The 23854-nt window shown below is 64.4% G+C and carries 21 protein-coding genes; 8 read left to right on the forward strand and 13 right to left on the reverse strand.

What is annotated here, in order from left to right; genetic code table 11:
- Positions 1 to 117 precede the first annotated feature (117 nt).
- Positions 118 to 825: a RadC family protein gene (radC, locus tag AC5ZG1_RS15560; protein WP_496133399.1), complete on the reverse strand. Its 708-nt coding sequence runs from the start codon at positions 823 to 825 to the stop codon at positions 118 to 120.
- Between the two features lie 205 nt (positions 826 to 1030).
- Here radC and AC5ZG1_RS15565 point away from each other — a divergent pair, with 205 nt between their 5' ends.
- The 4 genes from AC5ZG1_RS15565 (at position 1031) to AC5ZG1_RS15580 (ending at position 4735) form a co-directional block, all read left to right on the forward strand.
- Positions 1031 to 1978 carry an AraC family transcriptional regulator gene (locus AC5ZG1_RS15565; RefSeq protein ID WP_496133400.1) on the forward strand — a complete coding sequence of 316 codons (948 nt, stop codon included), beginning with the start codon at positions 1031 to 1033 and terminating at the stop codon, positions 1976 to 1978.
- Between the two features lie 145 nt (positions 1979 to 2123).
- A complete protein-coding gene (locus tag AC5ZG1_RS15570) occupies positions 2124 to 2837 on the forward strand; it encodes an SDR family NAD(P)-dependent oxidoreductase (protein WP_208829207.1) in 714 nt (237 codons plus the stop codon).
- Positions 2838 to 2847: 10 nt separating this feature from the next.
- Positions 2848 to 3939 (forward strand): NAD(P)H-dependent flavin oxidoreductase, encoded by a 1092-nt coding sequence (locus AC5ZG1_RS15575; RefSeq protein ID WP_496133401.1) that lies wholly within the window; start codon positions 2848 to 2850, stop codon positions 3937 to 3939.
- 76 nt (positions 3940 to 4015) lie between these two features.
- Entirely contained in the window at positions 4016 to 4735 is a 720-nt protein-coding gene (locus AC5ZG1_RS15580) for a DNA-3-methyladenine glycosylase I (RefSeq protein WP_456640620.1), read from the forward strand.
- On the opposite strand, the gene map is transcribed toward AC5ZG1_RS15580, so the two are convergent.
- A complete protein-coding gene (map, locus tag AC5ZG1_RS15585) occupies positions 4736 to 5560 on the reverse strand; it encodes a type I methionyl aminopeptidase (protein ID WP_028163378.1) in 825 nt (274 codons plus the stop codon). It lies immediately after the preceding gene.
- A gap of 113 nt (positions 5561 to 5673) precedes the next feature.
- Complete coding sequence (locus AC5ZG1_RS15590) at positions 5674 to 6987, reverse strand: mechanosensitive ion channel family protein (protein WP_028163379.1); 1314 nt, start codon at positions 6985 to 6987, stop codon at positions 5674 to 5676.
- Between the two features lie 197 nt (positions 6988 to 7184).
- On the opposite strand from AC5ZG1_RS15590, the gene AC5ZG1_RS15595 reads away from it, so the two are divergent.
- Positions 7185 to 8978 carry a potassium/proton antiporter gene (locus tag AC5ZG1_RS15595; RefSeq protein WP_456640621.1) on the forward strand — a complete coding sequence of 598 codons (1794 nt, stop codon included), beginning with the start codon at positions 7185 to 7187 and terminating at the stop codon, positions 8976 to 8978.
- Between the two features lie 155 nt (positions 8979 to 9133).
- On the opposite strand, the gene AC5ZG1_RS15600 is transcribed toward AC5ZG1_RS15595, so the two are convergent.
- The gene (locus AC5ZG1_RS15600; protein WP_456640622.1) at positions 9134 to 9868 is read right to left on the reverse strand and encodes a hypothetical protein; all 735 of its coding nucleotides are present in this window, start codon (positions 9866 to 9868) and stop codon (positions 9134 to 9136) included.
- A 102-nt stretch (positions 9869 to 9970) separates the two neighbouring features.
- On the opposite strand from AC5ZG1_RS15600, the gene AC5ZG1_RS15605 reads away from it, so the two are divergent.
- Entirely contained in the window at positions 9971 to 10390 is a 420-nt protein-coding gene (locus AC5ZG1_RS15605) for a PepSY domain-containing protein (protein WP_456640623.1), read from the forward strand.
- Positions 10391 to 10563: 173 nt separating this feature from the next.
- Here AC5ZG1_RS15605 and modC read toward each other — a convergent pair whose 3' ends face one another.
- From modC to AC5ZG1_RS15640, 7 genes are all read right to left on the reverse strand, one after another.
- Positions 10564 to 11235 (reverse strand): molybdenum ABC transporter ATP-binding protein, encoded by a 672-nt coding sequence (gene modC, locus AC5ZG1_RS15610; RefSeq protein WP_130229469.1) that lies wholly within the window; start codon positions 11233 to 11235, stop codon positions 10564 to 10566.
- A 2-nt stretch (positions 11236 to 11237) separates the two neighbouring features.
- A complete protein-coding gene (gene modB, locus AC5ZG1_RS15615) occupies positions 11238 to 11933 on the reverse strand; it encodes a molybdate ABC transporter permease subunit (RefSeq protein WP_028163384.1) in 696 nt (231 codons plus the stop codon).
- A gap of 38 nt (positions 11934 to 11971) precedes the next feature.
- A complete protein-coding gene (modA, locus tag AC5ZG1_RS15620; RefSeq protein WP_496133402.1) occupies positions 11972 to 12757 on the reverse strand; it encodes a molybdate ABC transporter substrate-binding protein in 786 nt (261 codons plus the stop codon).
- 210 nt (positions 12758 to 12967) lie between these two features.
- Positions 12968 to 13477, reverse strand: coding sequence for a hypothetical protein (locus AC5ZG1_RS15625; protein ID WP_496133403.1), 510 nt, complete (start codon positions 13475 to 13477; stop codon positions 12968 to 12970).
- Between the two features lie 2 nt (positions 13478 to 13479).
- Positions 13480 to 13686 carry a TOBE domain-containing protein gene (locus AC5ZG1_RS15630; protein WP_028163387.1) on the reverse strand — a complete coding sequence of 69 codons (207 nt, stop codon included), beginning with the start codon at positions 13684 to 13686 and terminating at the stop codon, positions 13480 to 13482.
- 220 nt (positions 13687 to 13906) lie between these two features.
- The gene (gene mepA / locus AC5ZG1_RS15635) at positions 13907 to 14854 is read right to left on the reverse strand and encodes a penicillin-insensitive murein endopeptidase (RefSeq protein WP_496133404.1); all 948 of its coding nucleotides are present in this window, start codon (positions 14852 to 14854) and stop codon (positions 13907 to 13909) included.
- A 218-nt stretch (positions 14855 to 15072) separates the two neighbouring features.
- Positions 15073 to 16065, reverse strand: coding sequence for a Bug family tripartite tricarboxylate transporter substrate binding protein (locus AC5ZG1_RS15640; RefSeq protein ID WP_035689921.1), 993 nt, complete (start codon positions 16063 to 16065; stop codon positions 15073 to 15075).
- Between the two features lie 439 nt (positions 16066 to 16504).
- On the opposite strand from AC5ZG1_RS15640, the gene AC5ZG1_RS15645 reads away from it, so the two are divergent.
- Positions 16505 to 18724: a putative bifunctional diguanylate cyclase/phosphodiesterase gene (locus AC5ZG1_RS15645; protein WP_496133405.1), complete on the forward strand. Its 2220-nt coding sequence runs from the start codon at positions 16505 to 16507 to the stop codon at positions 18722 to 18724.
- Positions 18725 to 18825: 101 nt separating this feature from the next.
- Here AC5ZG1_RS15645 and AC5ZG1_RS15650 read toward each other — a convergent pair whose 3' ends face one another.
- Together AC5ZG1_RS15650 and lepA are read right to left on the reverse strand one after the other, a co-directional pair.
- Complete coding sequence (locus tag AC5ZG1_RS15650; protein WP_496133406.1) at positions 18826 to 19998, reverse strand: acyl-CoA dehydrogenase family protein; 1173 nt, start codon at positions 19996 to 19998, stop codon at positions 18826 to 18828.
- A 199-nt stretch (positions 19999 to 20197) separates the two neighbouring features.
- Positions 20198 to 22009: a translation elongation factor 4 gene (gene lepA / locus AC5ZG1_RS15655; protein WP_028163392.1), complete on the reverse strand. Its 1812-nt coding sequence runs from the start codon at positions 22007 to 22009 to the stop codon at positions 20198 to 20200.
- A 201-nt stretch (positions 22010 to 22210) separates the two neighbouring features.
- On the opposite strand from lepA, the gene AC5ZG1_RS15660 reads away from it, so the two are divergent.
- Entirely contained in the window at positions 22211 to 23836 is a 1626-nt protein-coding gene (locus tag AC5ZG1_RS15660; RefSeq protein WP_496133407.1) for a glycosyltransferase family 39 protein, read from the forward strand.
- The last annotated feature ends 18 nt before the right edge of the window (positions 23837 to 23854 follow it).

Consider the following 23854-nt stretch of genomic DNA (forward strand, 5'->3'; position numbering starts at 1 on the left):
GGCCGTGCCGAGGGGCCGACCTCGAGGAAAAGTACCAGTAGGAGGTAAGCCGGCGGTACGTATTGGTCGACGTAGCTGACCGTCAGGGCAAACCGGGGCGCTGAAACCAGCATGGATTCAAATCAGCCGCATCCCCTTCAAACTCGCGTGGCCGTTCTTGCCGACGATGATGTGGTCGTGCACGGAGATGCCGAGCGGCTTGGCGATGTCGATGATCGCTTTCGTCATCTGGATGTCGGCCTGCGACGGCGTCGGGTCGCCGGAAGGGTGGTTGTGCACCAGGATCAGCGCGGTGGCGGACAGTTCCAGCGCGCGCTTGATCACTTCGCGTGGATAGACCGGCGTGTGGTCGACGGTGCCGATCTGCTGCACCTCATCGGCAATGAGCTGGTTGCGCTTGTCGAGGAACAGGAGGCGAAACTGCTCCTTGTCAGCGAAGGCCATGCTCGAGCGGCAATAGTCGAGCACGTCGTTCCATGACGACAACGCCTTGCGCCGCTTCACCTCGCCCTTGGCGACCCGGCTCGCGGCGGCCGCGATCAGCTTGAGCTGGTTGACCGAGGCTTCGCCGATGCCCTCGACCTCGCGCAGGCGGGCGACGGGCGCATGGATCACCTCGGCAAACGAGCCGAAGCGCCTCAGCAATTCCTTGGCGAGCGGCTTGGTGTCGCGCCGTGGGATCGAGGCAAACAGCGCCATCTCGAGCAGTTCATAGTCGCTCAGCGCGTCGGGCCCGGCGCTATGGAAGCGTTCGCGCAGGCGCTCCCGATGGCCGTGGTAATGCGGCGTCTCGGCGGGCTGGTCTGTGTTGGTCTTGGCGGGCATCGGCGCCAAACATGCCGTGCCGCGCGGTTTTTGCAACCATGAAGTGCCGCGGACGCATCGAAGCCTTCGACATGCGCCAGAAGACCGGCCGGTCTTGATCGCTTCCGCGTGATGGGCGGCCAGCAATCGTTGCGATTTGGCTGCGAGCCGGCCACATTGTGGTGGCTGGGGATTTCGTCGATTGCCGGATATCGGGTTATGTCGAATGAATTCCACCCATAAAAAGCTCAACTTCGCATCTCAACCAGAGCAACCGGCGTCGCCAGGGGCACACGGTTTCGGAAGCTACGGCGCCTCGGGGCTTCTGGCGTCTTCCACCGATCGGGGCTGGTCGGGCATCACAGCGGAGCTTCGCAGCCACGGCAGTGGCACGATCGCCTGGAAGAGCCCGCAGCCGGACATCGAAATCTGCATCGACGTCCGGGGCAATGGGTCCGTGGTCACGCGCGAGAGGTATGGCATCACCGATCGCAGCGTCTCCGAACGTGGGACGATCTGGGTTTCGCCGCCGGTGGCCGAGCATGGCCTGATCGATTTGTCCGATCCCGTTCCGGCGGTCCTGCACATTTATCTGCCGCCGAGCCGGTTTTCGCGGGAGAGCTTTGGCGAGGGGCTCGCCCCATGCGTTGTGACGTCGCTGCGTCATGAAAGCAGTTTTCGCGATCCGCTTCTGGCCGAGATCGCCTATGCACTCACCTCCGAGCTGGAGCGCGAGACGTCTGCCGGCCGGCTCCTCGCAGAGACGCTGGCCTCGAGTCTGGCCGCAAGATTGGTTCAAAACCATTTCGGCAAGCTATCGCTCGACTTCCTCGCACCCCGCGAGGGACTTGACCGGCGCAGGCTGGCGCGTGTGCTGGATTACATCGAGACGAATTTGGAGGGCGAATTGACGGTCGGCCATCTGGCATCGATCGCGTGCCTGAGCCAGTTTCATTTCGCCCGCGCGTTCAAGGCAGCCGTCGGCCGATCGCCGCATCGTTACGTCAGCGCCCGGCGGCTCGAACGTGCCAAGGAATTGCTGGGACAAAGGGAGCAGCCGCTGGCCGATATCGCGCTCAGGCTCAGATTTTCGTGCCAAGCCAATTTCACCCGCGCGTTCCGGCAGGCAACCGGCCTGACGCCCGCTCAGTACCGCCGCAGCGTCGCGGCCTGATTTGTTACGGATGTAACCGATCTGCGTCCGCTGATCCTGACAGCGGCAAGAAATGACAAAAGCTGAGCAACCGAGGCAAAGCCGCGTCCGGTCGCATGGTGCATCTATCGCTCCGATAAACCCCAGGCAATTGCGAGGAGCGAACATGACATCAGAGCGAAAGGTCGTCATCATCACCGGCGCGTCACGCGGCATTGGCGCGGAATTGCTGAAAGCCTATCGCGAAAACGGCTACCGCGTCGTGGCCACCGCCCGTTCGATCGGCAAGAGCGATGATCCGTCGGTCCTCATGATCGAGGGCGACATTGCACACCCCGAGACGGCCGAGCGCATCTTTAAGCTGGCGATCGAGCGTTTCGGGCGCATAGATACGCTCGTCAACAATGCCGGCGTGTTCATTGCCAAGCCTTTTACCGAATATTCCGCCGCCGATTTCGCAAAGATGGTCGCGGTCAATCTCGCCGGATTCTTTCATCTGACCCAGAAGGTCGCAGCGAGAATGCTGCAGACGGGTTCTGGCCACATCGTCAACATCACCGCCACGATCGCCGAACAGCCGATGACATCGCTCGCAGCGGGTCTTGCGGCGCTGACCAAGGGCGGGCTCAACGCGATCACGCGCTCGCTCGCGATCGAATATGCGCCCCGGAATATCCGGGTGAATGCCGTTTCGCCGGGCGCGATCAGCACGCCGATGCATTCGCCGGAGGCGCATGGTTTTCTCGCCGGGCTGCAGCCGATCGGTCGGATGGGCACGACGCAGGAGGTCGTCGATGCCGTGATGTATCTGGAGAAGGCAGCCTTCGTCACCGGCGAGATCCTGCATGTCGATGGCGGCTGGTCCGCCGGTCGCGGCTAGGAGATGCGAGATGTGGTCCGACCGTCGTCTGCTTGAATTGTTTGGAATCGAACATCCGATCGTGCTGGCGCCGATGGCGGGTTTCGCCACGGTTGAGCTCGCTTCCATCGTCGCCGATGCCGGCGGCCTCGGCTCGATCGGCTGCGCCACCATGGACCCGCAGCGCGCCGCCGATGCGATCACACAGATGCGGCGGCTGACCAGCAAGCCGGTCAGCCTCAATTTCTTCTGCCACGAGCCGGCGAAGGCCAATGCGGGGCGCGAGCGTGCGTGGCACGAGACGCTGTCACCCTATTATCGCGAGCTCGGAATTGACGATGCGACACCGCCGCCGCGCACCGATCTTGCGCCGTTTGGCAGTGCGATGTGCGAATTCGTCGAGGACGCGAGGCCGGAGGTGGTGAGCCTCCATTTCGGCTTGCCTGCACCGCCATTGCTGGCACGGATCAAGGCGGCAGGCTGCAAGGTGATCTCGTCGGCGACGACGGTTGCGGAAGCGCGCTGGCTGGAAGACCATGGCGCGGATGCAGTCATTGCCCAGGGCTATGAAGCCGGCGGCCACCGGGGCACGTTCCTCGATCGCGACCGGAACTGGGCGGTCGCTTCGCAGCTCGGCACCTTCGAGCTGGTGCCGCAGGTCACTGACGCGGTCAGCGTGCCCGTGATCGCCGCCGGCGGCATCGCCGATGGGCGCGGCATCGCCGCCGCTCTTGCCCTCGGCGCCTCCGGAGTCCAGATCGGGACCGCTTTCCTGCTTTGCCCCGAGGCGGCGACGCCGCCGCTGCACCGCGACGCCTTGCGCCAGGCGCGCGAGCTTGGCACCGTGATGACCAACGTGCTCTCCGGCCGGCCGGCGCGCGCCATGGTCAACCGCTTCGTCGCCGAGGTCGGCCCTCTGTCCGACGCTGCACCGGATTTTCCGTTGCCGATGGGCGAGCTGGCACCGCTGCGGGCCGCGGCAGAGCGGAAGGGCAGCCGCGACTTCACCCCGATCTGGGCAGGACAGGGCGCTGCGCTGGCCCGCGAGCTCCCGGCCAAGGCGCTGATGCAGACCTTGGTGAAGGAGGCCGTCGAGCGTCTGAAGCATATCAGGGGCGGCTGAGATCCGCCGCATTGGCATCACGGCGTGCGTCACGCTATGATCGTCCGTCCCTGCCAATGCAAAGAGGTCTCGCCGCGTGACGTCGTTTAGGGCTATTCGGGCGCGGGCCGAGAAGCGCAAGGGCGGCGCGAAAGCGCTGGAGAAGCTGCTGCCGCCGGCGCCGAACGCGAAATCTCTGGCTAAGCTGAAAGACGATCGCGTTCTCGCCGAGATGACGAAGCGGGTGTTCTGCGCCGGCTTTGCCTGGAGCGTGATCGACGCAAAATGGCCGGGCTTCGAGGAGGCCTTCCTCGGTTTCCAGGTGGAGAAGCTCGCCTTCGAGCCGGATGAATTCTGGGAGCGGCTCACGAGCGATGCGCGCATCGTGCGCAACGGCGCCAAGATCATGTCGGTGCGTGACAACGCCCGCTTCGTGCAGGAGATCGCGGCTGAGCACGGCAGCTTCGGCAAATTCTTGGGCGATTGGCCGTCCTCCGACGAAATCGGGCTGTTGAACCTTCTGCTCAAGCGCGGCAGCCGGCTCGGCGGCAATACCGGCCAGATCCTGCTGCGTTTCCTCGGCTGGGACGGCTTTGTCACATCAAGGGATGTCGTCGCCTGCCTGCGCGACGCCGGCCTCGATATCGCGGAAGAGGTGAAGTCGAAAGGCGATCTCGCCAAGGTGCAGGCGCAGTTCAACGCCTGGGCCAAGGAGACCGAGCTGCCTTATGTGCATCTCTCCCGCATCTGCGCGATGTCGATCGGGGAGAATTACGAGCCGGCCGAGCTCACGCGACGCATGGGCGGCGATGACTGATCAGACCACCGTCCACGGCTTCTCGCCGCTCCGCTGGGACAGCGTGAAGATCTCCACGCCATCGGCGGTCACGCCGACCGAATGTTCGAACTGTGCCGACAGCGAGCGGTCGCGCGTCACCGCGGTCCAGCCGTCGGACAGGATCTTCACATGCGGCTTGCCGAGATTGATCATCGGCTCGATGGTGAAGAACATGCCTGGCTTCAACGCCACGCCTTCGCCGGGCCGGCCGACATGGATGATGTTCGGCTCGTCGTGGAACATCCGCCCGAGACCGTGGCCGCAGAAATCGCGCACCACGCTCATGCCCTGCGGCTCGACATAGCTCTGGATCGCATGGCCGATGTCGCCGGTGGTGGCGCCGGGCTTCACCGCGGCGATGCCCCGCATCATCGCCTCATAGGTCACCTCGATCAGCCGCTCGGCTTTGCGCGCGATCGGCCCGACCGCATACATGCGGCTGGAATCGCCATACCAGCCGTCGACGATGAAGGTCACGTCGATATTGACGATGTCGCCTTCCTTCAGCGGGCGGTCGCCGGGCATGCCGTGGCAGACCACATGGTTCAGCGAGGTGCAGGTCGAATAGCGATAGCCACGATACATCAGCGTCGCCGGATAGGCGCCATGGCTGAAGGCGAACTCGCGCACGAACTGGTCGATCTTGGAGGTCGGGATCCCCGGCTTGACGATGTCGGTGAGCTCATCGAGGCATTTCGACACCAGCGCGCCCGCTTTGCGCATGCCGACAAAGCCGCTTTGTCCGTGCAGCTTGATCTGGCCGGTCTTGCGTAGGGAGGTGTCGGTTGCTTCGATATAGCTCATGTTCGGGGTCATTTGGCGGGTCTGTCGGACGGGCGATAATTCACCTAATTTAATGATCGAGGCGGCCAGCGCAAGCCAAGGTTGGGGCCGAAATGGCCTTTCCCGCCATGGATTTAGCTGGAAGTCTCGATCACGGTCTCGACCGGAAGGGCGCCGCGGACCCGAAGTTCCCGCACCGGATAGGGCACGCGGATGCCCTCGCGCTTGAAGGCGTCCCACAGCGCCAGCATCACGTCGCTTTTGACGTTGTCGAGGCCATCGGGATCGCCAATCCAGAAGGTCAGCGAGAATTTCATCCCGGCTTCGGCGAATTCGGTCAGGATGCAGTTTGGCGGCTTGCCTTTCAATGCCCGCGGCGCCGCGGCGGCGATCTCGATGGCGAGCTTGCACACCAGCCGCGGATCGGCCTCGTAATTGGTGCCGAAGGGGATTTTGACCAGCGTGTTCTTGTCGGTATAGGTCCAGTTGACGACCTTCTGCGTCACCAGGTCCTCGTTCGGGATCAGAAATTCGCGGCCGTCGCCGGCGGCTACCGAGATGTAGCGGGTTTTCATCGCGCTGATGCGCCCCGAATTGTCGCCGATGGTGACGAGGTCGCCGGGCTTCACCGACTTGTCAGCGAGCAGGATGATGCCCGAGATGAAGTTGGCGACGATCTTCTGCAGGCCGATACCGATACCGACACCGACCGCGCCGGAGAACACCGCGAGCGCTGACAGGTTGATGCCGACCGCGCTCAGCGCGATGGCGATCGCGACCACCATCAGCCCGATGCGGATGATCTTGATCAGGAGCACCTGGACCGACGGCGTCAGGTCGGTGGCGCGGTTGATGCGGCTCTCGACGAAATTGCTCGCGATGTTGGTGAGCCACAGCGCCAGGATCACCAGCGCGCCGGCTTTGATCAGGAGCAGCGGCGTCAACCGCAGGCCGCCGACCTCGATCGCGACCGAATCCAGCGTCTCGGCCGTCGCATCGAGCTGGCCGATGATGCTGAGCGCCGCGACGATCCAGGCCCCCACCGACACCAGGCGGACGATGAAGGCGTTGCGGATGACCGACGCCACCAGGGAGATGACGAGCCAGGCCAGCGCCAGCTTGGCCGAGACTACGATCAGGTAGCTGCGGCTCGGCCAGGTCGAATGCGCCATGATGATGCGCGTCGCGATCATCAGGAGCGCGAACACCGCGGTCGAGGCGCTGCCGACCAGCACGCGGATGAAATGCCTGAGCGGCAGCGGCAGGTGCGACGCCAGCGAATCCATGTCGACCCGTAGGCGGATCGCGGCGTCGGCCGCATAGGCGATGCCGGCGGCGGCCAGGATGATGCCGAACTGCAGATAGAACCAGGGCGAGGTAACCTCCGCTCCGACCGACCGTGCGGCCATCTGCAGGGTCTCGATGACGTCCTTCAGCTCCATTTCCATCGGCGAAATCTCATGAAGTGCAGATTCAAGCGAATTTGATTCGAACGGTCGGCACGATCCCACAAACGCGACGCGCGGACCATCGCCACAACTGGCGTGCGAGGTGAGGCTGGGCGCAAAACCAGAAGAAAATGGGTTGGCGTCGAACTGTGGCGACGGTAAGGATGCATTGCAACTCTTCTCTTTCCTTACGGCGTATGGCTTCTCTCGATCAGGTCAGCATAGCCATCCTGCTTGGCGCAGTTCTCGTGATGGCCGGCATCCTGTCGAGCCTTTTGGCGCTGCGCTTTGGCGCCCCCCTGCTACTGGTCTTCCTCCTGATCGGCATGCTCGCGGGCGATGCCGGTCCCGGCCACCTGCAGTTCGACGACGTCCGCACCACCTATCTGGTGGGCTCGGTGGCGCTGGCGCTGATCCTGTTCGATGGCGGCCTACGCACGCGCTTCCAAAGCATCCGTGCCGTGCTGGCGCCCTCGATGGTGCTCGCGACCGCCGGCGTGCTGTTGACCGCGCTGATCACGGCGCCGGTGGCCAAATATATGCTCGACCTCTCCTGGACCGAGGCATTGCTGGTCGGGGCCGTGGTGGCCTCGACCGACGCCGCGGCGGTATTTTTGCTGGTCCACACCCAGGGGTTGCGCCTGCGCCCGCGCGTCGGCGCCACGCTGGAGGCCGAAAGCGGCACCAACGATCCCTTCGCGATCTTCCTGACGCTGATGCTGGTGGAATTCATCTCCCTCGGAGAAAGCTCGGCGTCGCACATCGTTCTGGAGTTCGTCCGCGAGGCCGTGCTTGGGGCGATCGTGGGCGTGATCGGCGGCCGGCTGGTTGTGATCGCCATGAACCGCGTCGCTCTGCCGCAGGGCCTGCACGCGCCATTCGTGACCACGGCGGCGCTGGTGATCTTCGGCGCGGCGCAGATCGCCCATGCCTCCGGCTTTCTCGCCGTCTATCTCGCCGGCATCATCATCGGCAACCGGCCGACGCGCGCGCACAGCTCGGTGGTCGCGTTCCTCGATGCCGCGACCTGGCTCGCGCAGATCGTGATGTTCGTGCTGCTCGGGCTCCTGGTGTCGCCGCACCGCGTGCTCAGCAGCCTGGGCGCTTCGGTCGTGGTGGCGCTGGCGCTGATGCTGCTGGCGCGGCCGCTTGCCGTATTCGCCTGCATGGCGCCGTTCCGCTTCAACTGGCGGGAGAAGGTGTTCATTGCCTGGACCGGGCTGCGCGGCGCGGTTGCGATCTTCCTTGCCTCGATCCCGATGCTGGTGGGCCTGTCGAAGGCCTATCTCTATTTCGATGTCGCCTTTGTCGTCGTCATCATCTCGCTTTTGCTGCAGGGCTGGACCCTGGCGCCGGCGGCGCGTCGGCTGCACGTGGCGCTGCCGCGCGTCGACCGCGGCCCGCGGCGCGTCGAACTGGACCTGCCCGGCCAGCTCGAGCAGCAGCTCGTCGGCTATCCCGTCGGTGCGAAGAGCCTGTTTTTCCGCCGCGGATTGCTGCCGTCCTGGTCGAGGCCGACGCTGGTGATCCGCGATGAGAACATCCTCTCCCCCGCCGAGGCCGACCCGATCGCGCCCGGCGACTACCTCTATCTGCTGGCGCCGCCGGAGCGAGCGGAAGCGCTCGACCGCTTCTTTGTCGACATGCCGCCAAGCACTGCGCCGGACCCGCATCTGCTCGGCGACTTCGTGGTCTCCGGCGAGCATACGCTTGGCGAGCTTGCCGAGATCTACGGCGTGACCGTCGATGAGGACCAGAAGAAGCTGACGCTGTCGGATTATTTCGACATCCATCTCGACCGCGCGCCGAAGGAAGGCGCGGAGCTCGCGCTGGACAGCATCGTCCTGGTCGCGCGCAGCCTCGGTGGTGGCAGGGTCAATGTCGTCGGCCTGCGCCTGCCGGAGGAAGAGGAGTCGGTCGTGCCGGCGACCCGGCTGCAGCAGTTCAAGCGCAAGCTCGCCGGGATCTGGACATCGGTCGCAGGCGTCTAAAGTCGCGCCCCGAAAGAGAGCGTAGCTCCGGGTGGAGCGCCAGCGTAACCCGGGACCGCTTGCAAACCTTGATGGAGATGTCCCGGGTTGCGCTTCGCTCCACCCGGGCTATGCGGCTGTTTCGCGGGGACGGTCGTCGTGGGCTGGGAAAGGGCTTATCTTCGAAGGAAGCCCGCATCGCCCGCGAACTGCTTGATCAGTTCGTTGAGGTCGTCGTCAGCGGGCCCATCGTTTCCATCTTGCGGATTCGATTCGGTCCGAATCTGTGGTGCCGCAGGCGGCATTACAGCGATCTTCGGCGCGTGGAGTTTCACAGCGCGGCGATCCGGCTTGACCTCTGCGCGCGGCGATCTCGGCTCCCGATTTGCATCGACCGATGCCTGATGCACTTCGGGCGATGCCGCCGGCGTGGATTCCTTTCGTGCGGCCTTCGCGATGATCTCGTTGACGATCGCGCCGAGGCGGCCCTTGTCGGGCTCGGCGAGATAGCTATTGGCGAATTCATCGACATAGTCTTGTCCGTAGTCGGACAGCACCGCGGCCAGTCGCGCCAGATCGGGATCGCTCTCGACCATGCGGCGCCATACTTCCTTGTCGTAAGCGGAGGCGTCGGCGCTCGAGGTCGTTTGCGGTGCCGGCAAGGGGGGAGGTTCCGGAGTGATCGGAACAGTTTCTGCGTGGGCCGGAGGCACTTCGGCAAGTGCGGTAGCCGGCTTCGGACGCGCATCGAGGGCGGCGGACTCCGTCTTCTCGGACTTTCGCCGCTTCCGCTCGGCGACCTGCAGCGACACGAGGCCGATGCCCATCAACAGAAACCCGAGAGCGGCCCAGGCCACCGTGAGGCACAGGACGAATCCTGTGAGCAGCAAAACCCAACCAGCAATACGCATGGCACGCCTTTCTTCCGGCAACAATTTGGCGCGCTCGGGCGGATTTGGCAAATCGACAAGCTTTGTCCTTAAAGCAAACGAATCTGTGAACGAGTCGACCCGATGTCTTTTGCCGAGCACCGCGGGGAACCGTCACATTGTCGCCAATCGGCGGTCAACAAGCGGTTGCAACCCCTGCGGATCACCCAGTTTCGCTGTGAAATGGGAACCAATACGCCTCGAGGGCTGTTGGTGCCTGCCGTAACGAACCTTCACCAGGAGTGGCACATGCGAAAATTCATCCTCCCGATGATCGTGGTGATGACCCTTGGGATTGCGACGCACGCCAGGGCTTATGATTCTGGCGATCTCATATCGATGCAGAGAGCACTGGCGATCGCGACCGATCTCGGGCTCGTAACCGTATCTCACACTGAATTTGCCGGCTATGAATGGCAAATCGAGGGGCGGGATCTCGAAGGCCGGTATATGGAAGTCGATGTCGACGCCCGCACCGGTGCGGTGCTCAACGTCGATCGATAAACCTGCGAGGTGCTGCTTGATGCGCCCTCGCCCCTTGTGGGAGAGGGCTACTCCGGCGTCACTCGCTTGGGTGAGGGGTCTCTCTCCACGCGCACCGTGCCCGCGGCGACGACCCCTCATCCGGCGCTTCGCGCCACCTTCTCCCGCAAGGGGAGAAGGGAAGGCGACCGAAATCAATTCGAGCCTCCCGTCAGCACCTTTACGCCGCCGAACGCAGTCACCTCGCCACGACGCAGCATCACGATCTGGGTCGCGAGCTGGCGCAGTTCGGCGGCGTCGTGGCTGACGTAGACCATGGGTATGCCCTCGTCGCGCAGTCGGATCAGATAAGGGAGGATCTCCACCTTCCGCCCTTCGTCCAGCGAGCCCAAGGGCTCGTCGAGCAGCAACAGGCGCGGCTTCGACAACAGCGCGCGTCCGAGCGCGACGCGCTGGCGCTCGCCGCCGGAAAGTTTACCCGGACGACGGTCCATGAGATGGCCGATGTCGAGCAGGTCGGTGACGCGTTTGCGCTGCGCCGGATCATCCGGCAGGCGATTCATGCGGCGCCCGTAATCGAGGTTCTGCCGCACGTCGAGATGCGGGAACAGCCGCGCGTCCTGGAACACATAGCCGATGCGGCGCCGGTAGGGCGGCACATGCACGTGCGCTTCGGTGTCGTCGAGCGTCTCGCCATCGAGCGAGATGATGCCGCGGTCGGGCTTCAGCAGTCCCGCGATCATGTTGATCAGCGAGGTCTTGCCGGCGCCCGACGCGCCGAACAGGCCGATGACGCGGCCCTCGCTGGTGAAGGACGCAGAGAGCGTGAATTCGCCAAGGTGCTTGGTGACGTCGACACGGAGCATGGTCAGTTTCCGTGCAGCCGCTTCGTCGCGCGCCGCGCGAACCACTCTGATGCAACAAGCGCGCTCATCGCAAGAACGATGGAGATGATGACCAGCCGCGCCGCCGCAAGGTCGCCCTCGGGCGTCTGGATCAGCGAATAGATCGCCGACGAGATGGTCTGGGTCTCGCCCGGAATGTTGGAGACGAAGGTGATGGTCGCGCCGAACTCGCCGATCGCCTTGGCGAAGCCGAGCACCATTCCGGCGAGCACGCCCGGTAGCGCCAGGGGCAACGTCACGGTCAGGAACACCTGCCACGGCGCCGCGCCGAGCGTTCCGGCGGCCTGCTCCAGCCGCCGGTCGACGGCCTCGATCGACAGCCGGATCGGCCGCACGAGCAATGGAAAGGCCATCACGCCGCAGGCGAGCGCCGCACCGGTCCAGCGGAACGCGAAGACGATGCCGAGATGATCGGCAAGCCAGGCCCCGACGAGGCCGCGCCGTCCAAACGTGAGCAATAGCAGATAGCCGGTGACAACGGGCGGCAGCACCAGCGGCAGATGCACGAGCGCGTCGAGCACCGATTTGCCCCAGAAGTCACGGCGCGCAAGCAGCCACGCCAGCGCGATCCCTAGGGGGGTCGCGACCAGTGTTGCGACGATGGCGACCCGCAACGACAGCAGGATCGCCGTCCACTCGGTCGGCGAAATCTCGAACACGTGGGCTCAGATCATGCTTCCGCTTTTCCGGATCATGCTCAGGTCGTCGGCGTGATCAGGAACTTGAAGCCGTACTTCTCGAGGATCGTCTTTGCCGCCGACGATTTCAGGAAGTTGAGGTACTCGGCGGTCTCGGGTTTGGCCGTCGTCGTCGCCGCGACCGGATAGATGATCGCGGGATGGCTGTCGGCCGGGAAGGTGCCGACGATCTTGACGCCGGGCTCGACCTTGGCGTCGGTCGAATAGACGATGCCGAGCACGGCCTCGCCGCGGGCGACCAGTGTCAGCGCCGCGCGCACGCTTTCGGCCATCGCGAATTTCGGCTCGGCCGCTTGCCAGGCGCCGAGCTTCTCCAGCGCCGCCTTGGCATATTTGCCGACCGGCACGGCCTTGACGTCGCCGGTCGCGATCCTGCCGTCACCGGCGAGCTTGGCGAGGTCGAAGCCGGCGCCGATATTGACGTTGTCGATCTTGGAGTCCTTCGGCGCGATCAGCACGATGCTGTTGCCGAGCAGATTGATCCGCGTCGCCTCGTTGATGTTCTTCTGCTTGACCGCGTAGTCCATCCAGTCGGTGTCGGCGGAGACGAACACGTCGGCCGGCGCGCCCTGCTCGATCTGCTTTGCCAATGCTGAGCTGGCGGCATAGCTCGCATTGACCTTGACGCCGGTCTTGGCGGTGTAGGCGGCGTCGATGTCGTCGAGGGCGTTCTTCATCGAGGCGGCCGCGAACACGGTCAGGGTCTTTTCCTGCGCGTTCGCAGCTAAGGCGGCTGAAGACAGCGCAAGGACAAAGGCGGCGACAATTCCGGCAAGGCGGTTCATGGCAGGCGCTCCATCACGTCCGAATGCGCGCGGGCCGCGCGCACTTCGGGCGTTGGTTGAATCGGTAAGGATTGCGACAGACGGAAGCGCCGTTCCGGTGATCCCAACGGACTGACGGTCGGTCGGGGCATCGCTATGGCCAGACAATAAACAGGCCCGCGGCCCGGGTAAAGGCGACCCTTTGTGCATTTGCCCAGGCCTATTCGCCGCTCATTCCGCCGGCAGGATCGCGACCGAGATCGAATTCTCTTTGACCCCGCTGATCTGCAGCACGAATGGGCTCGCGGAAAGCTCGAATTTTACCGTCTTGCGGATACCGTCGCAGTCGGTGGCGCCGCTGAATGCCTTGGGCTTGAGGAAGTGACCATCCTGCACCACGTCCAGCCAGGCGCCGGACGACAGGCTGATCGTGTAAAGGCCGGCCTTGGGCGTAGTCTTGAAGCTGGTGAAGCCGGCAAAGGTGCCGTCCTTCGGCGCACGCTCCGGAGGCGTCGGCAGTTTTGCATCTGCCGGCGCCACCAGGGTCAGCGTGAATCCGCTTGCGGGCAAGGCTGCAAACTCGTTGCCTGAGGTCAATTGGGCGCGATCTGGCGCGGTCAGCGCGGCGCGCTCGCGATCGATCGGCCATTTGAACTTGTCGCAGCCGCTCGGTTCTTCCGCCGCAAGGGCGGGCGCACTGCCGAGCAGCAGCAACGCAGCCAGAACAGATGTCCGCCGCATGACTATTCCACCGCGATCATGACATCGGAGGCCTTGACCACCACGATCACCTTGCCGCCAACCTTGATGCCGAGATCGTCGACCGCCTCGTTGGTGATCGAGGACGTCATGACGGTGCCGCCGATATCGACGCGGACATGGGACGTGGTTGCGCCCTTCTTCACCTCGACGACGGTGCCCTTGATCTGGTTACGTGCACTGAGACGCATGATCGCTCCTCGCGATGGTTGGATGCGCGCAGTCTTGCTGCGCCTATATGGCTTTTGGTTGAAACGAGCGGGACCGTCGTCCCCGGCAGACGCCTTGCGCTTGCGGCGCTGGCCGATGCGACAATAGCCCATCAAGCCGCCGTGGGAATAGCGTCCTGACGAAGATGTTATCCTCGCGGGACAATGCGTAGCCCGGATGGAGCGTCAATCGAAGAAGATGTTACTGCTTCGCGTCCGGCGCGTTCAGCACCGCTTTGCAGGCGGCCGGCATTTGCGCCAGCGTCATTGGCGGCTTCGGCTTTGGCGGTATCGGCGGCGGCTTCGGATGCAGCACCGCATCGGAGAACCAGAAGTCGAAGTCGGAAGGCTTGCAGCCTTCATCCTCCGACTGCGACGGCTGTCCCTCGCATTCGCTGGCGCCGGCCGGGCAGCGCATGCGGATGTGGAAGTGATAGTCATGGCCCCACCACGGTCGGATCTTGGCGAGCCAGCTACGGTCGCCCTTGGCCTCGCGGCACAACGCCTTCTTGATCGCGGCATTGACGAATATCCGCTGCACGGCGGGCTCCTGCGCGGCGTCGCGCAGCACCTGCACATGGCCGGGGGTGAACACTTTGGGATCGACGTCGAGCCGGTCCGGCCGCACCATCATCACCGCCGACATGTCCTCGCGTTCTTCGCGCGACAGCCTGCGGTCGGGCATCGGCGTCAGCCAGACGTCGGCATCTAAACCGATCTGGTGGCTGGCATGGCCGCTCAGGGCGGGCCCGCCGCGCGGCTGCGCGATGTCGCCGACCAGGATACCCGGCCAGCCGGCATCCTTGTGTGCCTTTACCGACAGGCGCTTGAGCAGCGCGATCATGCCGGGATAGCCCCAGTTGCGGTTGCGCGACAGCCGCATCACTTGCCAGGTCTCGCCATTGATCGGCATCGGCGCCGCGCCCGCGAGACAGCCTTTGGAATAGGAGCCGATCACCCGCGTCGGCGTCGCCGTCGGCAGCACCTTGCGCGCGAACAATTCCTTGGCGCCGAGCTTGGGATCGTTGGGATTGGCGAGCGGCGGCAGCGGCTTCGGATTGACCGAGCCTCTGTCCTGCGCCGACGCCGCGTCGGCACCAAGCGATAGAGCTGCAAGAACCAGCAGGGTCAATATCGGGCGGGACGTCATGGGATTCACTCGAAGGGCAGTCAGCGTAACATGGATTCGATGGTCCGCGAGCCGCCGTGACATCGCAATTGGTTGATGGAGCTAAACTCCCTCTCCCGCTTGCGGGGGAGGGCCGGGGTGGGGGTATCTCCGCGATTCGGACTCTTCGTGTGGAGAGGGCCCTCACCCGGCGCTTACGCGCCGACCTCTCCCGCAAGCGGGAGAGGTGGGAAGAGCCTTCACTGCATCTCGATCTTGGCCGACTTGATCACCGTGCTCCAGCGGTCGACCTCGCTGCGCAGATATTGCGACGTCCGCTCCACCGAGCCGCCATAGATTTCCGCGGAGAGCTTTCGGAAGTTGGCCTGGATATCGGGCCGGGCCAGCACTTCGTTGACGTCGGCATTGATCTTCTCGACGATCGCTTTCGGCGTCCCTGGCGGCGCCACCATCGCAAACCAGGCGACCGCTTCGAAGCCCGGCAGCGTTTCGGCGATCGTCGGCACGTTGGGCATGGATGGCAACCGTTTGGGCGAAGCCACCGCCAGCAGCTTGAGCTTGCCGGCCGTCACCAGCGGCAGCGTGACGCCGAGATTGTCGAACATCAGGTCGACGTCGCCGGCGAGCAGGCCCTGCAGCGCCGGCACGGTGCTGCGATAGGGAATCTGGCGCAGCTTCACCTTCGCCATCGTCTCGAACAATTGGGAGCTCAGATGCGACGTTGTCCCGCTGCCGAGCGTGGCGGCTGTGAGCCCATCGGGGTTTGCGCGCAGATGATCGATCAACTCCGCCACGCTGGACGCCTTGATGCCGTTGGGGCGGACGAAGATCGCGTTCGGCACCTGCGCCATCACGACGATCGGCTCGAACCTCGCCGGATCAAAGCGGAGCTTGCGAAAAAGGTTCTGGTTGATGACGAGCGGCGGCGGTGGCGCGGAGAGAAGGGTGTAGCCGTCGGGGTCGGCATTGTAGACCTCCTCGGCCCCGACGTTGCCGGCTGAACCGATCCTGTTCTCGATTACGATCGGCTGGCCCCATTTGCGCGACAGCCAGTCCGCCACCAGCCGCGGGACCGCATCCGCGGTGCCGCCGGCAGAGAATGGCACGATGATCCTGACGGTGCGGTCCGGGTAGTCTCCGGCAGCGCCGGGACCACACGTCAGCAGCAGCGCCAGCGTCGCCGCCAAGAGAGTGCTGATGGTGAGAGATCGATTGTGCGTGCTCTGGCGCATCGGGTCCCCTCCCCAAGGCGATGCTTGCGCCTCGTCCCCTGGAGCGGAGGATAGCCTGAACCGGCAGGCGCCCGAAGCCTTTTTGGCGGCAGCAGATGCCACCGCCTCGTGATTGGTTCGATGCAAGCTCGCGGCTTAACCGGGTACTAACCCTGTCGCGTAATGACGCAATTTCGTGCGGAATACGCGCCATTGGTGCATCCGCAGCATCGCTACCCGGATCGCGGGAAAATTGGCTCCGCGCGCTTGGTTGATTTGCCCGTTGGATTTGCTTCTCAGCCCTTCGAGCCGCCCACCGGTATTCAGAGATGCGGACGTCCGCCTCCTAAACAGGCAGCTCGGAGGCCGGCTCTATTCTGGAAACCGGCGGAATACACCATTTTTTCAGACACTTATCGGAGAACCATCCGCGGCGGGAGTGCGTGTGGGCGAAAAGTCGATGCCGAAGATGCGGCCAAGAACGGCTAAGAAACTGAAGCGTAAGGCGGCGGCGAGAATTTCCGGCCGTCCCGTCAAACCCGATCCGAAGCTTGCAAGTGGCAGGCGGCGCGTTCCGTCCGAGATCGGCGAGATCGTGCGCAAGCGCGCCGAGGCTGAGGCGGCGATCGCCGATGCGCGCCGCTCCAACGAGCGCCTGCGCGAGGCGATCGACATCCTGCCGCAAGGCATCGTGTTCCTCGACGCCGAAGGCCGCTACATCCTCTGGAACAAGAAATATGCGGAGATCTATCGCCGCAGCTCCGACCAGTTCGAGCACGGCGCGCGGCTGCAGGATACGCTCCGGGTCGGCGTCGCGCGCGGCGACTATCCCGAGGCCATCGGCCGCGAGGAGGCGTGGATCGCCGAGCGGCTGAAGAAACTCTATCAGCCCGGCGAGCGGCATGAGCAGAAGCTTGCCGACGGCCGCGTCGTCCTGATCGAGGAGCGGCTGACCTCGGATGGCGGCGTCGTCGGCCTGCGCGTCGACATCACCGAATTGAAGCAGCGCGAGGCCTCGTTCCGCCTGTTGTTCGACGGCAATCCGGTGCCGATGATCGTCTGCTCGCTCGACGGTGAGCGCATCCTCTCCGTCAACGACGCCGCGGCCGAGCATTACGGCTTCAGCCGCGCCGAATTTGAGAAACTGACCATCCGCAGCCTGCAGGCATTCGATACCGAACTGCCATGGATCGGCGGCCGCGGTGGCGACGAGCAGGCGGCGCGGACCTGGAAGCATGTGCGGGCCGACGGCACGCTGATCGATCTTGCGATCTATTCGCGCGAATTGATGCATGGCAACCAGCCCGCGGTGCTGCTGGCGCTGATGGACATGACCGAGCGCAAGCGCGCCGAGGCGCGGCTTGCCTTCATGGCCCAGCATGACGGGCTCACGGGGCTGCCCAACCGCAATCTGCTCCGCCAGCAGATGGACGACATGCTGCTGCACACCCGCCGCAGCGCCGAGAAGGTCGCGGTGCTGGTGCTCGGGCTGGACAATTTCAAGGCCGTCAACGACACGCTCGGCCATGGCGTCGGCGACAAGCTCCTGCGCGGGGTCGCAAAGCGCCTGCGCTCGACCTTGCGCGAGGAAGATGCGCTGGCCCGTCTCAACTCCGATGAATTCGCGATCGTCCAGAGCGGCGTGTCGCGTCCGGAGGATGCGGTGCTGCTCGCGAAGCGCCTGCTGGAAGCGATCGGCGAACCCTATCTGCTCGACGGCCATTCCATCGTGATCGGCGCCAGCATCGGCATTGCGATGTCGCCCGGCGACGGCGACGAATCGGAGAAACTGTTGAAGAGCGCCGACATGGCGCTATCGCGCGCCAAGAGCGAATTCCGCGGCACCTTCTCCTTCTTCGAGGCCGAGATGGACGCGCGCGCCCAGACCCGCCGCAAGATCGAGATGGATTTGCGCGACGCGATCCAGAACGACGGCTTGCGGCCGTTCTACCAGCCGCTGGTCGATCTCTCGAGCGGCCGCATCACCGGCTTCGAGGCGCTGGTGCGCTGGCCGCATCCCGAGCGCGGCATGATCTCGCCCGGCGAGTTCATCCCCGTGGCGGAAGAGACCGGCCTGATCAATCCGCTCGGCGGCTTGATGCTGCGGCGCGCCTGCATGGATGCCGCGCACTGGCCCGACGATGTCCGCGTCGCCGTCAACCTGTCGCCGCTGCAATTCCGCACCGGCAATCTGTTGTCGCAGGTAACGGAAGCGCTGAAGTATTCCGGTCTGCCGGCGCGGCGGCTCGAGCTCGAGATCACCGAGACGCTGCTATTGGAAAAGAGCAGCCAGGTGCTGGCCACGCTGCACGCGCTGCGCGCGCTCGGCGTGCGCATCTCGATGGACGATTTCGGCACCGGCTATTCCAGCCTCAGCTATTTGCGCAGCTTTCCGTTCGACAAGATCAAGATCGACCAGTCGTTCGTGCGCGACCTCGGCTCCAACCGCGATGCGCAGGCGATCGTGCGTTCGATCATCAGCCTCGGCAAGGGCCTCGGCGTCACCATCACCGCGGAGGGAGTCGAGACCGAAGCCGAGCTGAGCTGCCTGCGCGCCGAAGGCTGCCACGAAGGCCAGGGTTTCCTGTTCAGCCGCGCCAGGCCCAATGCCGACATCGTCAGCCTGCTGCAGGCCCAGCGCGGCGACGCCAACGACGACGAAGCCGCGCTGGTGGCGTGACTCCAAATCTCTCAACTCCTCATTACCAGCGAAGCGAAGCAATCCATAGCGCCACGCGCTGAGACATGGATTGCTTTGCTTCGCTCGCAATGACGAATTGCTCACCGCGTCGTTGGCGATCCCGCGAGATTGCCTGAGAGGATCGCGCGGCCGGCGTCCTCGTAATTGACGTCGCGGGCCTGGATCTGCTGCGCGATCGCGTGCATGTCACGGAAGCGGCGCTCGAACTTGTTGGCGGCGAACACCGCCGTGGCGCCGGCCATGTGATAGGCGGTATCGACCACGGATGCCGATTGGTGGATGGTCCAGGTCGAGGCGACGCGCAGCGCCACGCGATGGCCTTCGGTCAGGGAAACGCCGCGTTCCAGATCGCGCCAGACGTCCGCAGCAGTCGTATAGAGATAGGCACGCGCAGCGCGCAGGCTTGCCTCGGTGCGGCCGATCAAACCCTGCACCGCATTGTTCTCGCGCATCGCCTTCAACCCTTGCGGCGTCTTGCCGCGCGAAAGCTCGATCGCCGCATCGAGCGTGGCGCGTGCCACGCCGAGCGCGGTCGCGGCAAAGCCCATGCCGAACACCATGTTGGTGGAAAGCTTGTACAGCGGGCCCCCTTCGCGCAAGGCGGAAGGATCGTCGCGCAGCGCCGCGAACTTCTCGGGGATGAACAGATTCTCCACCGAATAGGAATCGGTGCCGGTGCCCTTCAGCCCGATCACGTCCCAGACGTCGTGCATGGTGGCGCTCGCCGCCGGAAACAGGATGGTGCGGATTTCCATCGAGCCGTCCGCTTTCTTGCGGGGCGAGCCGTCCTGTTCGACCACGCGCACATGCGCGCCCAGCCAGCTCGCCTGCCGCGATCCGCTCGCGAAATCCCAGCGCGCATTGGCGAGATAGCCGCTCGGCACCGCCTTCACCTCATGCGCGATCGCGCCCCAGGCCAGAATGCCCGGCGCGACGTTGAAAATCTCGTTCGCCGCATCAGGGTCGAGATAGGCCGCGGTCATCGCGCAGACGCTGCATTGGCCGAGGCACCAGGCAGTGGAGGCATCGGCCTTGGCGACCTCCTCCTGCATCTGCATGAACGCCTCCAGCGTCGCCTCGCTGCCGCCGAAGCGTTTCGGCAGCAGCGCCCGGTACAGCCCGTTGTCGACCAGCGCCGCCGTCACCGCTCCCGTCAGCCGCCGCGTCCGCTCGATCTCGTCGGCATCTTGTGTGATCAACGGCGCCAGCGCACGCGCCTTCCCGGCAAGATCGAACCCTTCTGGCTTGCTCATGCGTTTCCTCGCTGTTGTTGTTTTGTTGAGCGGGAACGCGATGGTGGCTTATCTGTGGGGGGAGGGCAAGCTAGTCGAGGCACTCGCCGCCGTCATTCCGGGGCGCGCGTAGCGCGAGCCCGGAATCCATTTCTCCGCCCGTGCCTGTGGCCCGATGGATTCCGGGTTCTCGCTTCGCGAGCCCCGGAATGACAGCGCCTCAGCTATCCACCTTCAGCGCGGCAATGAAAGCTTCCTGCGGGATGTCGACCTTGCCGAACTGCCGCATCTTCTTTTTGCCTTCCTTCTGCTTCTCCAGAAGTTTTCGCTTACGCGTGATGTCGCCGCCGTAGCACTTGGCGGTGACGTCCTTGCGCAGCGCGCGGACGGTTTCGCGGGCGATCACCTTGCCGCCGATCGCCGCCTGGATCGGGATCTGGAACATGTGCGGCGGGATCAGTTCCTTCATCTTCTCGACCATGGCGCGGCCGCGGCCCTCGGCGCGGGTGCGGTGCACCAGCATCGACAGCGCGTCCACCGGCTCGCCATTGACCAGGATCTGCATTTTGACGAGATCGGCCGGCTTGTAGTCGGTCAGATGATAGTCGAACGAGGCATAGCCCTTGGAGACCGATTTAAGGCGGTCGTAGAAATCGAACACCACTTCGTTGAGCGGCAAATCGTATTTCACCATCGCGCGGGAGCCGACATAGGTCAGCTCCTTCTGCGAGCCGCGCCGGTCCTGGCACAGCTTCAGCACACTGCCGAGATATTCGTCCGGCGTGAGGATCGTGGCCTCGATCCAGGGCTCGTCGATCTCGGCGATCTTGACCACGTCCGGCATGTCGACCGGGTTGTGGATCTCGATCTCGCTGCCGTCGGTGAGCTTCATCTTGTAGATGACGCTCGGTGCGGTCGCGATCAAATTGAGATCGAACTCGCGCGACAGCCGCTCCTGGATGATCTCCAGGTGCAACAGCCCGAGGAAGCCGCAGCGGAAGCCGAAGCCCAGCGCGGCCGAGGTCTCCATCTCGAACGAGAAGCTGGCATCGTTGAGGCGGAGCTTGCCCATCGCCGCGCGCAGGGTTTCGAAATCGTCGGCGTCAACAGGGAACAGGCCGCAGAACACCACCGGGATCGCCGGCTTGAAGCCCGGCAGCATTTCCGACACCGGCTTCTTGTCGTCAGTGATGGTGTCGCCGACGCGGGTGTCGGCGACTTCCTTGATCGCCGCAGTGATGAAGCCGATCTCGCCGGGACCAAGTTCGTCCACCTGCTGCATCTTCGGCGTGAAGAAGCCGACGCGCTCGATGTCGTAGGCTGCGCCCGTGCCCATCATGCGGATGCGGCTGCCCTTCTTCATCACGCCGTCGACGACGCGGATCAGGACGACCACGCCGAGATAGACGTCGTACCAGCTATCGACCAAGAGCGCCTTCAAGGTGGCGTCCTTGTCGCCCTTCGGGGGCGGCAGGCGGGTGACGATCGCCTCCAGCACGTCAGGCACGCCAAGACCCGTCTTGGCCGAGATCATTACGGCGTCGGAAGCGTCGATGCCGATCACGTCCTCGATCTGCTGCTTGACCTTCTCCGGCTCGGCCGCGGGCAGGTCGACCTTGTTCAGGACCGGCACGATCTCGTGGTTGTTGTCGAGCGCCTGGTAGACATTGGCGAGCGTCTGCGCCTCGACGCCCTGGCTGGCGTCGACCACCAGCAGGGAACCTTCGCAGGCCGCCAGCGACCGCGAGACTTCGTAGGCGAAGTCGACATGGCCGGGCGTGTCCATCAGGTTGAAGATGTAATCCTTGCCGTCCTTGGCGCGGTATTTCAGCCGCACCGTCTGTGCCTTGATGGTGATGCCGCGCTCGCGCTCGATGTCCATGGAATCGAGCACCTGTTCCTTGCCCGCCATCTCGCGATCCGACAGGCCGCCGGTCATCTGGATCAGGCGGTCGGCCAGCGTCGATTTGCCATGGTCGATATGGGCGACAATGGAGAAGTTGCGGATGTTCGGAATAGGGGCGGTCGTCATGGGGCGCGAGATAGCATTCGCACCCCGAAGCGGCAACCACATTGCGGAATTTTGAGCCGGTTTTGGTTGGTTTTGGCGGGTGTTTCTGCCGATTGTGGGTCGCTGCGGCAAACGGCAGCGGCGGGGAAACTTGCGGCGCCGGTCTCCCATAGTCACGCCAAGCTGATTTCATTCGCCCGTAAAACAGGCTAGGCAGGGCCCATGGCGACTGCATCAATCCTGCCCGCGGCGGCGCGCGCAAAACGGAAGTTCTCTATCTCCCGCCTGGCGGCGTGGCTGGTGGCGCGCGCAACCGATCCCGTCACCGGATTATGGTTCGTCGCCGGCTTTGCGCTCGCCCATGCCGTGCTGTGGACGCTGATCCTGGTCAATCTGAAGTCCGCGCAGGACATCCATATGGACGTCGCGGAGGCCTTTGCCTGGGGCCAGAAATTCCAGCTCGGCTATGGCAAGCATCCGCCGCTGTCCGGCTGGGTCGCCGGCCTCTGGTTCCGCATCTTTCCGGTGACGGATTGGGCGACATATGCGCTGGCGATGGCGGTCATCGCCGTGAGCCTTATCGTCTGCTGGCTGATCGCGCTGCGTGTCGTCGACCGCCGCCGCGCCTTCTTCGTCGTGGTGACGCTCGCGCTCTATCCGATCTTCAACTTCAAGGGCTACAAGTACAACGCCGACCTGTTGCAGCTTGCAACCCTGCCGCCGGTCGTGCTGGCCTATCTCTACGCGTTCGAGAAGCGCACCGTCATTTCGGGCGTCTGGCTTGGCCTTGCCGGCGCGCTGGCGCTGATGACCAAATATTGGGTGCTGACCATGATCGGCGCCATCGGGCTTGCGGCGCTGATCCATCCCGAGCGCCTTCGCTTCCTGGCTTCGCCGGCGCCGTGGGTTGCGATCGCAACGATGATTGTGGCGATGATTCCGCATATCGTCTGGCTGAGCGAGACCCATTTTGCGCCATTGACCTATGCCGGGGATGTCTACAGCATCGACAATCGCGCGGTCAGTCTGTTTCTCGTGAAGGGCTATATCGCCCACAATATCGGATTGCTCGCCGCCTGTATCGTGCTGGCGGCGCTGGCGCTTGGGTGGGGCGCGCTGGTGCGGCGGCCGTCGACCTTGTTCACGCGCAACTGGTCGCTGGGGCCGAATCCCGGCGTCAATCTCTCGCAGGCGCTGAACGTCTGGATCATCCAGATCATCGTCGCGATCGGACCGCCGCTCGGCGCGCTGTTCTTCGAGATCTATATCAAGACCGACTGGGGCATCTCGCTGTTCTTCCTGACGCCGCTCGCGCTGGTCGCGATCCCCTGGCTGCGGATCCCCAGGATGGCGCTGTTTCGGATCAGCGCGATCTGGCTCGTGATCAGTATCGCCATGCTGTTCGCGTCGCCGACCATTGCCGAGCGCGAGCTTGCCGCCGATCCGAACAGCGTCGCGAAATACGGCGCGCGCGCCGAGCTTGCGCGCGAGCTCACGGAGGCCTGGCACCGCAAAGCCGCCTCGCGCTGGGCCGTGGTGGCGGGCACCACGGAGGTGATCATGCCGCTGGTGTTCTACAGCCCTGATCATCCAGCGCCGTTCACGCCGGGCGAGGTCTGGGGCGCGGGCCTCACCAGCGAAGCGGAAGCCAAGCGCCTCGGCTTCATCGGCGTGTTCGACCCCAATGACGGACGCCTGCCTGCGTTCGAGAGCTGGATCGACAAGAACGCGCCGCACGCCGAGCGCCTGATCATGACCACGCGCCGCTTCGTCAACGGCCACCCCGGCCCCTCCGTGAGCTGGAAGGTCTACATCGCGCCGCCGGTGCCGGATCGCCCGAAATCGTGACGTGGGTTAGCGCAGCGT

The organism is Bradyrhizobium sp. Leo78 (assembly GCF_059512425.1).

Bases quoted from the DNA above. Each gene is read 5' to 3' on its own strand.
- radC (WP_496133399.1), bottom strand. From the start codon at position 825: ATGCCCGCCAAGACCAACACAGACCAGCCCGCCGAGACGCCGCATTAC.
- AC5ZG1_RS15565 (WP_496133400.1), top strand. From the start codon at position 1,031: ATGAATTCCACCCATAAAAAGCTCAACTTCGCATCTCAACCAGAGCAA.
- AC5ZG1_RS15570 (WP_208829207.1), top strand. From the start codon at position 2,124: ATGACATCAGAGCGAAAGGTCGTCATCATCACCGGCGCGTCACGCGGC.
- AC5ZG1_RS15575 (WP_496133401.1), top strand. From the start codon at position 2,848: ATGTGGTCCGACCGTCGTCTGCTTGAATTGTTTGGAATCGAACATCCG.
- map (WP_028163378.1), bottom strand. From the start codon at position 5,560: ATGAGCTATATCGAAGCAACCGACACCTCCCTACGCAAGACCGGCCAG.
- AC5ZG1_RS15590 (WP_028163379.1), bottom strand. From the start codon at position 6,987: ATGGAAATGGAGCTGAAGGACGTCATCGAGACCCTGCAGATGGCCGCA.
- AC5ZG1_RS15595 (WP_456640621.1), top strand. From the start codon at position 7,185: ATGGCTTCTCTCGATCAGGTCAGCATAGCCATCCTGCTTGGCGCAGTT.
- AC5ZG1_RS15600 (WP_456640622.1), bottom strand. From the start codon at position 9,868: ATGCGTATTGCTGGTTGGGTTTTGCTGCTCACAGGATTCGTCCTGTGC.
- AC5ZG1_RS15605 (WP_456640623.1), top strand. From the start codon at position 9,971: ATGTCTTTTGCCGAGCACCGCGGGGAACCGTCACATTGTCGCCAATCG.
- modC (WP_130229469.1), bottom strand. From the start codon at position 11,235: ATGCTCCGTGTCGACGTCACCAAGCACCTTGGCGAATTCACGCTCTCT.
- modA (WP_496133402.1), bottom strand. From the start codon at position 12,757: ATGAACCGCCTTGCCGGAATTGTCGCCGCCTTTGTCCTTGCGCTGTCT.
- AC5ZG1_RS15625 (WP_496133403.1), bottom strand. From the start codon at position 13,477: ATGCGGCGGACATCTGTTCTGGCTGCGTTGCTGCTGCTCGGCAGTGCG.
- AC5ZG1_RS15630 (WP_028163387.1), bottom strand. From the start codon at position 13,686: ATGCGTCTCAGTGCACGTAACCAGATCAAGGGCACCGTCGTCGAGGTG.
- mepA (WP_496133404.1), bottom strand. From the start codon at position 14,854: ATGACGTCCCGCCCGATATTGACCCTGCTGGTTCTTGCAGCTCTATCG.
- AC5ZG1_RS15640 (WP_035689921.1), bottom strand. From the start codon at position 16,065: ATGCGCCAGAGCACGCACAATCGATCTCTCACCATCAGCACTCTCTTG.
- AC5ZG1_RS15645 (WP_496133405.1), top strand. From the start codon at position 16,505: ATGCCGAAGATGCGGCCAAGAACGGCTAAGAAACTGAAGCGTAAGGCG.
- AC5ZG1_RS15650 (WP_496133406.1), bottom strand. From the start codon at position 19,998: ATGAGCAAGCCAGAAGGGTTCGATCTTGCCGGGAAGGCGCGTGCGCTG.
- lepA (WP_028163392.1), bottom strand. From the start codon at position 22,009: ATGACGACCGCCCCTATTCCGAACATCCGCAACTTCTCCATTGTCGCC.
- AC5ZG1_RS15660 (WP_496133407.1), top strand. From the start codon at position 22,211: ATGGCGACTGCATCAATCCTGCCCGCGGCGGCGCGCGCAAAACGGAAG.